Genomic DNA, 9,357 nt, shown 5'->3' with positions numbered 1-9,357 from the left:
ACAAATTTGTCTTTATTGGTATTCCAAAACTGGGCTAGATCATCGGTGGCAGCGACTTGAGAAAACTGGCTTTGATAATCAATCGCTAATTCATTTAAATAATCATTGCGGCTAGGCTGATCTGCCAAAGCAAAGTCACTTAAGCTAGGCGCAGCGCCATAGTTAGCTTCATCCCATGCGTAAAACTCATCGCTAAAGCGGGCGATCCGCTCTTTATCACGGTATTTTGCGCCTACTTTGACAGTTAAATTGGCATTGAGCTGCCATTCAAAATCACTACTGGCGACGATGTTGTCTTTTTCATTAACGTATATTTTGTATAGCTGAACCCACGCAAGGATGGTGTTAGCAGGGTCAAATGAAAAACCATTCGGTAAGTGGTTACTGATTGCATTCCAGGGATCGCTGCCGCCATCAATTATATTGTACGCGTAATTTTTACCCGTACCTCGGTCCTCTAGCCCTTGGTAGCCAACCTGTTGCTGATCAAACCTGACTGCAAAATAGCTGTTGTCTTCGCCATTGGGAGTATTACCATAGCGAAATTCATTTTCGTAACGTGATAACTTCCAGTTAAGGGTTTTGTCATAGCCAAAATAGTGCTCTGCAGCAAGCTCAAAACCGTTCATTTCGGTGATCAGTTCGTTGCGAATATGCTGTACTTCAGCGCGGTCTTTATCAAAGCGCATACGGTGCTTATAATGCGTTTCATCATCAATTAAGGTGCCATACATGGCCGTTGCACTGATTGTGCCTTGCTCGAGTTGATACTCCACAGCAGTATTAAGCCCATAGGTTTCACGGGTGCCGGTATAATCACGTAACTCCAAGCGATAAATGCCTAACCCATCATTGCCACGGCGTGGCTCATAGTTATCAGTGGCCCAGTCGCGCTGCCACGCGGTTGCATTAATTAAAAAGCCCAACTTGTCGTCGAGTAGACGGTCACCGTAGAGTAAATTTGCTGAATAATTAGTGCCACCGGCAAGCTCGTTCTGACCCATTGCAAAATGAGTATTGAGGACAAAATCATCGGGCGCTTTTTTAGTGATAAAATTAACATTACCACCAATAGCGTCGCCTTCAAGGTCGGGGGTGAGCGCTTTCGACACCTCTACAAATTCAATTAGTTCACTGGGGAAGAAGTCAAACGCTGTGGCGCGGCTGGTGGTTTCTTCTTCTGCCGTGGGTAAGCGATCGCCATTGATACTTGCAGAGCTCCATTGTGCCGGTAGTCCACGTACCGCAACAAAGCGGCCTTCACCTTGATCACGCTCAATCGATACGCCGGGAATACGCTGTACCGCTTCTGCTGCATTTCTATCGGGTAGTTTACCGATGCCATCGGCTGAAATAATATTTTTAATGCTTTTGGCATTTTTTTGGTTGTTGGCTGCCGCCATTGCGCCGCGCTGAATTTGGCCTACAGCAATGATTTCTTCAATGGCGCTGTCATTATTGGCAGCAAATAGAGTGATTGGTGGTAATTTTTTTATTTCGCCTTCGCCCACACTAATATCAACAAAGTAAGGCTGATAGCCTAAATACGTCACTTTGAGTTGGTAGTGACCAGCATTAAGTTGCGGGAGTTCAAATTGCCCCTGATAGTTAGTCACGGCAGTTTTATCAGTACCAACCACGGTAATTAATGCGCCAGACAGATGCGATTGGCCATCTTTTACTGAGCCCACAAAGGTTGCGTTGCTGGCAACCGCGTCTGGGGCAATCAATAACGGGCTGGTACACAGTAATATGGCTGTGGCTATTGCATGTCGTTTCATCATTAGTTTCACCTTACGTCTTCTGGTCTAGTCCAGTTGTTGTAAAACTAATATTAAAGCTAAATTCTTACAAATATGTGACGGCAACAGCTTTTTACTTGTTTTAAATGGCAAACATTGAGTTACAGTCGCATGAATAAAGGCACCACACTGAAATGGGGTAACGGTTATTGCAAAGTGTTGTAAGCGCGATCGCTACTGTGTGGCAGTGGTACGGATAGATGAAAAAGGAAGTTTAAGCTGTTCACGCGAGTCGCGTACAGCCAGCGCTGTGATGTGATTGGCAAGTCGATGATAGCGGCTAAATACTCGTAGGCTTATTAGTAGCGCCCACTGCTAACGTTTTGCGCCGTAATGCCGGCATTAGTGGCAAAAATAACCCAAGGTTAATTGTTGCTGCAGCTAAAACCGTTGACAAGTTATTGATTCACAGTGCTTGAGGTGGCTAAGTGGGCGCCACCTCAAGAGTTCTCGCTAATTGTGCTAAATACGTCCATGCTTTGCTGCTCACGCTACAATTATCGTACTGCAGCAGTGACTCGTGCTAACGCTGTTGCATTTTACTCATTTCAGCATGACAGCTTTGCATTGTTAGTAGTGCTTTGGCTAATACGGCTTCGCAGTCTGGTGATTGGGGTTTTTTCATGGCCGCTCTAATTTCTTCGAGGGTTTTATCTTCGACCTCTTCAAGCTCTTTCACATAGGTGTCGTCATTATCTGCGCTAAACTTAGTGATAAGCGAGGTGTATGCGCGACGCGCTTCTACTGCAAACGAAGATCCATCTTCACGCTCCCCTTGTTCATTAATAGCAAAAGGCTGTAAGCGTTCAATGGTGATTTGGCGTGCATCAACCATACGCTGAAACAGAGCCGCAAGGGCGGGATCGGAAACCTTTTGTTGCGCTTTTTGATAAAAGTCGATGCCGCTATTCATTACTTGAATGATATCTGCAATATGATTTACTTCATTGTTTTGATAAGTGTTCATAATGACCTCTTTGCTAAATGAAAAATTTAATTACATCTATATCAAAGCAAAGGCTATTCCAGTTTTTTTAAATTTATAAGTGACTGTTTATTAGTTAATTTATCATTTTACATTGCAAGAAGTTGCTTACTTAAACACTAAGTAAGCAAATTTTACACGGCGGCTTGTAATGGTGTTACTTGAGCTCTTCTGCGACTTCAGCGACCTTTTGACGTAACCAAATATGGCTCGCATCTCGATGTAACAGCGGGCTCCAGATCATATCCAGTTCAAACGGTGGAATAGGGAAGGGTGGCTCTAAAATTTTCAGAGCAGGGTCGTCTATATAAATATTCGCTGCTTTAGAGGGTAATGTGGCCACTAAGTTTTGTACTTTGGCCAAGTGTACTGCCACATGATAGTTTCGAGTAAAGGTAGCAATATTACGGTGTTTACCGAAGTGGGCAAGCGCTTCATCAACCCAACCCAATTTTTGCACATCTTTAGGGTCCATACCCACACCCACACCAAACCCCGTTTTACTGACCCAAATATGGCGCGCTTTTAAATAGCTTTCCAAGCTAAAGTTATCAATGATGGGGTTATCTGATTTCACCAAACAACAAAAACTGTCTTTCCAAATACGTTTGTGATGAAACGATTGTGGCAGGTTTTCAAAGCGGTTAATGGCCATATCAACTTTACCATTTTCCACATCGTGAAAGGTCACATCACTAGGAGTGAGAATATCTAAGGTAGTATCGGGGGCTTCGGCGTGCAGTTTACTTAATAACTTAGGCGCTAAGGTGCTCGCCGCGTAATCACTGGCCATGATCCTAAACACGCGCTTGCTTTGACTTGCCTCAAATTCACGGTTTGGGGCCAGTGTTTCTTCAAGGGTCATTAAAATACCCCGGATCACTGGCTGCAGCTCAAGCGCCCGCTCGGTGGGGACCATACCCTCGCTGGTGCGTACTAAAATTGGATCATTAAATAAGTTACGCAGGCGTTTTAAGCCATTGCTCATTGCAGGCTGGGTAATACTTAACCGGTTTGCGGCGCGGGTAACATTACATTCGCGCAATAAGGTATCAAGATAAACCAGTAAATTTAGATCTATTTTACTTATATTCATTGTCTGTCCTTAACGTTTACCAATAATGGATAAAACGTTGTGCTGTCGGGTATGGATAAATATGACTAACATGCCCATTCTTAATATTTTGCTGTGCCGTTTTCCAAAAATTCACATCGACTAGTTCAGGATGGGTGCTCATTAAAAATTGCTTATACTTTGGATTCGGCATTACAAAGGTACAAAGTTGCTCGGGAAATACATCTTGCGGTGCCACTGAATAGCTTTGCTCATCGGTTAAATAGTCGTCATAACTATTCGCTTTCGGCAAGGCTCTAAAGTGCATATCGGTTAAGTATTGTACTTCGTCATAATCGTAAAAAATAATGCGTTTGTGCTTACTCACGCCAAAGTTTTTTAACAGCATGTCGCCGGGAAATATATTAACCGCAATCATTTCTTTAAGCGCTTGTCCATACTCTTCAATGGCGTCGGCGGCGCTGGCATCGTCGGCATTTTCTAAAAATAAATTAAGCGGGGTCATCCGTCGCTCAATGTATAAATGCTTGATAATAAGCCAATCGCCTTCAATGACCATCGATGAACCTATGGTTTTATGTAACTGTTGCAATAAGTTACTATCAAAACGCGCTAAAGGAAATACGACGTTAGAATACTCTATGGTGTCAGCCATGCGGCCCACCCGATCGTGTTTTTTCACCAGTTGGTAGCGTTTTAACACGGTGTCGCGGCCAAATGGTTTACTTTCGCCAAATTTGTCTTTGATCACTTTAAACACATAGCCAAACGAAGGCAGGGTAAATACCATCATCACCATGCCGGGTGTCCCTGGAGCAATAGTGAATTCGTCATTGGAATGCGTTAAGTGAGATAAAAACTCGCGATAAAACTCGGTTTTACCTTGTTTATGAAAGCCAATCGCATTATACAGCTCGGCAAGGGTTTTATTCGGCATGAGTTGGTTTAAAAAGCGCACAAGAGCTGAGGGCGCATGAGTTTCTACCATAAAGTAGGCGCGAGCAAAACCAAATATAACACGCATTTGTGATGATTTTGTCAGCAGCGCATCTAAGTATAAGCCTTTATCTTCGTGGTGTAATACCGCAATAATAAACGGTTGTACGCCGCTTTGTGATACCACACGCCCAACAATGTAGGCGGCTTTGTTACGATAAAATGGGGTATGTAGAATATCAAAACGCATTTGCCACGCTTTATGATGGGTGTCGGGTGCTTGTTTATAAAAAGCTTTAACTAACAGCCGTATATCGCGCTCTAAATTGACAAAAGGGGCTTTAAAATCAAAGTGACTGATGATCTGCTTGATGGTGGGTTTTAAACCATCGACAACTGGAAAATAGCTTCGGTATTCGGCTTCTACCGGTATCGCAGGGGCGTCTTTGAGGGTGGCTTCGACAAAGATAAAGTCATTATGGAAATAGCGACGGTGGTATAGCCGGCAAAATACCGAGTTATAAAAACTCTCGGCCAATTCAGCCTGAGGGTGAAAACATAAAAAGTGTTGGTACAGCTTTTTGACTTCAAGCCACAATGCTTCATCTAATTGCTCAGTTAATTGTTGGCGTAAGGTAGCGGTCATTTCATTGACCCGATCATCGTAATAACTAATACGCAGCCGACTGATATTATTGATTGCTTGCCAATCTTGTTGGGCAAACGCAAGCGGGGCTTGTGCTGTGGTTTTTTGAAATAGCAAATAGTGCTTTTTAAAGCCCGTTAAAATTAACTCAGCAATATGACGAGGCTGCATCAGTACTCCTTATTAGACACTAGAGCTTGTACTCTATTGTTGTTAAGAGTATGTTATTCTCAAATCAAAACCAAGCTAAATTAAGATGTTATTTATTCACGTCCGATTGGTTGATTTTTATAGCGATCGATCTTTTTTTGTAGTTTTTTAATTCGTTTTTCGATGGTTTTAACCTCAGCGCGATATTGTTTATTGATCACTCTTTGCTTTTTAGTGATATCAGCGCTAATACGCTTTATATCGTCTTTGGCCAAAATATGATTAAGTCGTTGCTGCTGCTTATAGTCTGCTTGATCTTTTTTTCGTGCCAGAATAGCGAGTTTATGCTCGTTACTGCGCAGCTCTGCTTCTAAGCCTGCGAGTAAGTTTTCACGTTCTAGCTCATTGAGCTGTTTGGTGTAATCGACTTTGGGCCCGGACTGTTGGTTACTGCCGGTGTTAACTGTATACGTGGTGGCGTGTTTATCACAGGGAAATTGTGAAAAGGTAGTGCCTTGCTGGTTCACACACTTGTAATAAGTAGTGCTTTGGCTATGAAAACTAACAACAATAAATAGTAGGTAAATTGGAGCTACGCAATAGTTAAACATGATGGGCTATCCCTAAGTCATTTTACTATGTTAAATAAATAACGGCATAGTAAAACTATAACCTAGCTTAGCGGTATAGCAAGCTAGGTTAAAATAGCGTTATTGCGTAAAGGTTTTTAACTTTTTAATGCTATGCACTAAAAACGGAATATCTAAGCCTTGTTCAATAGCAAACCCTTCAGCGGCGGACATGTTTTTAAAGTCGCCGTCAGGGTCAATTAGGGTGATGCGATCTTTTTTATAAGCAATGACCACTCCTTGCGAGTAGTTAACGCCCATATTATTTTTTTTCTGATATAAATTAACGCCAAGCATAGTTTGCTCGGTAATTGCGTTACAATTTAAATACTTCCCCACAGCGGTGGCAATTAAATCGCTTGGCTGAATGAGGCCATCCACTTTAGCAATGCGTTTGTCTGAGCTATACAAAGTGGAGGTGGTTACCACTTCTTTATAATTTGTTGCCAAACTAAACGCAAACACATGGGTATTTTCATCACGCACCGTGGCATTGGCTGCTGCAGCGCCTGTTAGCACGCGAATTGCAGTGTTGCTATGAGTTTGATCGTTGATAAAGTTTAATTCATCAATGCCACGCACTTCAATGCTGCGACGTTGACTTTGCCATGCCGGTAAGATTTGCTCACGGAGTATGGCTGACTTATAAAATGCGGGTAAGCCATACACTAAGCTAAATAACATATCGCTCTGCTCGGTTGCTTGTAAAAACTGTTTAGTCGCATATAGCTGGGTGTTTTCATTGGCGAACTGGGCTAATTGTGCATTGTTATCAAATACAAAAATATCAACTTTTGCAGCCGTGTAATCTTCACACTTAGCCAGTGGAGCAGGCAATTGATAACTAATATTTTGTTGATTAATTTGCACGTTATGCGCTTGCTTATAACTTTCTATATCAAGTAAATCGTTTTTAGCGAGTAAACTTTTGGCTGTAGTGGGGTAAGAAAGTGGTAAAAAATTATCTTGTTTTGTGACATCAAATTTTAAATTCGCATCGGCCCAAATATGAATACTGTGACTTAACGCAAAGCACACGACTAACAAAGAGCTTGCGTAACGCGCAAACTTGAGCTGCTTTAAATGCGCTAGGTGTTGCCAGGTAAAGTTACTCACCGTTAACTGAAACGCTAAAATTGCTAATACTATGCCGCTAGCCAGTACGGTAGTTAATACCGGTGAGCTGGTTAGGCGCGGCCATAATAACGAAATAATATCGGGTAACGCAGAGATGCTGATATGATAGCCTAAGGTAAAGTACACATAAGCATCGAGGGTGAGCAACGATGCACCAAATGTAGCTATTACAGCCGCCATACCGCGAATATGACGGGGGTAAGGGAACACTAAACTAAGTGGAAACACCGTCAGCACAAACGCTAAAAAGGCAATAAAACTAGTGTGGCTAAGCCATGTCACTAGCATATAGGTGATGCCAATGAAGCTGGTTGGTGGCGAGTCAGCAAATAAATAGCTTAAGCTAATAAATAGTGCTAAGCCGATATTAGCAAAGGTAAACCAATGCCCCCAGCTTAACAATTGACTCGCTTTAGATGAAAACTGATTGTGCTGCGATAAATTCATAGAGTTTACTTAACCGACTGCGCGAGAGCTTTAGCAAAGTTCTCGGTAACGGCTTGTCTTTTCCCTGTTGGTACATGCTCTTTTAAGATATGCGTGATAGAATTTCCTAAACACATAAGACTTAAATCAACCGGCGCATTGTGTTTACTTAGCACATCAATGAGCTGATCGACGATTTGTTCTACTTCTTCATTAGAGTATTTTGATAAGATTGGCATCAGTTGGTTCAATTAAATAGTTATATTCTCACATTTTAACACCAGAGGCGTGAAAAACAAAGATGGCAACAGACGTTAAAAAATTAGTCGTTCATTATGTAGACAAAAAAGACGGCGATACCCAAATTCATTTACGTAATGACGAGATGGTGATCAACGATAAAGTGGCTGTGTTTATTGAACAATTACATCATGCGTATAACGGTAAACCAGGTAAAGGCTTTTGCGCTTTTAGTGGCGAAAAAAATAGTGTGGTTGCATCTGCCATGCAAAGTTACCGTAATAACGAGCTGGGCTTTTGGCATATGACCGAGCAAGCCTCCACGGTGCTCAAAGAAGAGCTTGATAAATATGCTTTTAATGAAAGTGGTTATTTAGTGTTTTGTCATTATCAGTACGTGGCAACTGACTACATGCTGATTGCGATGATAAATATTAAAGAGCATTATTCTATTACCTCTGAGCTTGATTTAGCTGCTTCACGTCATTTAGATATCTCACGAATGCAGCTTGCTGCGCGTATTGATTTAACTGCATGGGATACGCAAGCTGAAGATAATCGTTATATTTCGTTTATTAAAGGGCGTGCTGGGCGTAAAGTGGCTGACTTTTTCTTAGACTTTTTAGGCTGTGAAGAAGGCATTGATCCTAAGCAGCAAAGCCAAGTGATGCTCAGTGCGGTAGAAGATTACTTATCGGAACAACAGTTTGATAAAACAGAGAAAGACGATTTACGTAAACAAGTATTTGATTATTGTAATGATTGCGTGACCACTGGCGAAGATGCCAGCGTCAGTGAGCTTTCTGCAACGCTTAGCAAAGGCGATGATAACCCGTTTGACAGTTTTTGTGATCAGCAAAGTTATGATTTAGCAGAGTCGTTTCCGGTAGATAAAAAAACCGTCACCAGTATGGTGAAGTTTTCCGGCCTTGGCGGTGGTGTAAGTATTAGCTTTGAGCGTAAACACTTAGGTGAGCGTGTTACCTACAATGAAGCAACCGATACCTTGGTGATTAAGGGCATACCGCCAAACCTTAAAGACCAACTGCAACGTTTTATGGAAAGTGAAGGCGAATAAGCCAAGCATTAACATAACAAACAGATGCAAAGCGTGATTTTTATATCGCGCTTTTTATTGCCTGTTACTCCAATATTTAATCTAAAACTGGGTGCTAATTTTTCGCAGCAACAAATTAAAGATCTTAATTGCACAAAGAGAAGTGAATGAGGAGAAATGAGAAGTAAAACAAGTATTAGCAGATAACTGGTAGATACCATCTCTCATTTTAAGCTTCATGGTCGTATTTAACTTTCTTGGAGCTTAAACACTT

At 41.9% G+C, this 9,357-nt stretch carries 8 protein-coding genes; 1 reads left to right on the top strand and 7 read right to left on the bottom strand.

All coding sequences use genetic code 11. The features are described from left to right. From ABYB02_RS11465 to ABYB02_RS11435, 7 genes are all read right to left on the bottom strand, one after another. Nucleotides 1-1,784 (bottom strand): TonB-dependent receptor plug domain-containing protein (locus ABYB02_RS11465; protein WP_372762585.1); only part of this gene is annotated, 1,784 nt, incomplete at its 3' end. A 541-nt stretch (nucleotides 1,785-2,325) separates the two neighbouring features. After that, complete coding sequence (locus tag ABYB02_RS11460; RefSeq protein ID WP_372762584.1) at nucleotides 2,326-2,769, bottom strand: PA2169 family four-helix-bundle protein; 444 nt, start codon at nucleotides 2,767-2,769, stop codon at nucleotides 2,326-2,328. 175 nt (nucleotides 2,770-2,944) lie between these two features. Continuing rightward, a complete protein-coding gene (locus ABYB02_RS11455) occupies nucleotides 2,945-3,883 on the bottom strand; it encodes a LysR substrate-binding domain-containing protein (RefSeq protein WP_372762583.1) in 939 nt (312 codons plus the stop codon). Nucleotides 3,884-3,899: 16 nt separating this feature from the next. Beyond that, complete coding sequence (aceK, locus tag ABYB02_RS11450; RefSeq protein WP_372762582.1) at nucleotides 3,900-5,615, bottom strand: bifunctional isocitrate dehydrogenase kinase/phosphatase; 1,716 nt, start codon at nucleotides 5,613-5,615, stop codon at nucleotides 3,900-3,902. A 92-nt stretch (nucleotides 5,616-5,707) separates the two neighbouring features. Continuing rightward, nucleotides 5,708-6,205: a DUF4124 domain-containing protein gene (locus tag ABYB02_RS11445; protein WP_372762581.1), complete on the bottom strand. Its 498-nt coding sequence runs from the start codon at nucleotides 6,203-6,205 to the stop codon at nucleotides 5,708-5,710. A gap of 99 nt (nucleotides 6,206-6,304) precedes the next feature. Then, nucleotides 6,305-7,807 carry a DUF3413 domain-containing protein gene (locus tag ABYB02_RS11440; RefSeq protein WP_372762580.1) on the bottom strand — a complete coding sequence of 501 codons (1,503 nt, stop codon included), beginning with the start codon at nucleotides 7,805-7,807 and terminating at the stop codon, nucleotides 6,305-6,307. A 5-nt stretch (nucleotides 7,808-7,812) separates the two neighbouring features. Beyond that, nucleotides 7,813-8,025, bottom strand: a complete 213-nt coding sequence (locus tag ABYB02_RS11435; protein ID WP_008109847.1) for a DUF1414 domain-containing protein — start codon at nucleotides 8,023-8,025, stop codon at nucleotides 7,813-7,815. Nucleotides 8,026-8,087: 62 nt separating this feature from the next. On the opposite strand from ABYB02_RS11435, the gene yejK reads away from it, so the two are divergent. Next, nucleotides 8,088-9,104 carry a nucleoid-associated protein YejK gene (gene yejK, locus ABYB02_RS11430; RefSeq protein ID WP_372762579.1) on the top strand — a complete coding sequence of 339 codons (1,017 nt, stop codon included), beginning with the start codon at nucleotides 8,088-8,090 and terminating at the stop codon, nucleotides 9,102-9,104. Nucleotides 9,105-9,357: the final 253 nt, after the last annotated feature.

It is taken from the genome of Pseudoalteromonas sp. (assembly GCF_041613455.1).
In the GTDB taxonomy this organism is placed as follows: Bacteria; Pseudomonadota; Gammaproteobacteria; order Enterobacterales; family Alteromonadaceae; genus Pseudoalteromonas.
Note: the sequence above shows the minus strand (reverse complement) of the source record. Positions and strands in the feature narration are given on the sequence as shown.

Excerpts from the sequence above, each read along its gene's own strand:
- ABYB02_RS11460 (WP_372762584.1), bottom strand. The coding sequence starts at position 2,769 with ATGAACACTTATCAAAACAATGAAGTAAATCATATTGCAGATATCATT.
- ABYB02_RS11455 (WP_372762583.1), bottom strand. The coding sequence starts at position 3,883 with ATGAATATAAGTAAAATAGATCTAAATTTACTGGTTTATCTTGATACC.
- aceK (WP_372762582.1), bottom strand. The coding sequence starts at position 5,615 with ATGCAGCCTCGTCATATTGCTGAGTTAATTTTAACGGGCTTTAAAAAG.
- ABYB02_RS11445 (WP_372762581.1), bottom strand. The coding sequence starts at position 6,205 with ATGTTTAACTATTGCGTAGCTCCAATTTACCTACTATTTATTGTTGTT.
- ABYB02_RS11440 (WP_372762580.1), bottom strand. The coding sequence starts at position 7,807 with ATGAATTTATCGCAGCACAATCAGTTTTCATCTAAAGCGAGTCAATTG.
- ABYB02_RS11435 (WP_008109847.1), bottom strand. The coding sequence starts at position 8,025 with ATGCCAATCTTATCAAAATACTCTAATGAAGAAGTAGAACAAATCGTC.
- yejK (WP_372762579.1), top strand. The coding sequence starts at position 8,088 with ATGGCAACAGACGTTAAAAAATTAGTCGTTCATTATGTAGACAAAAAA.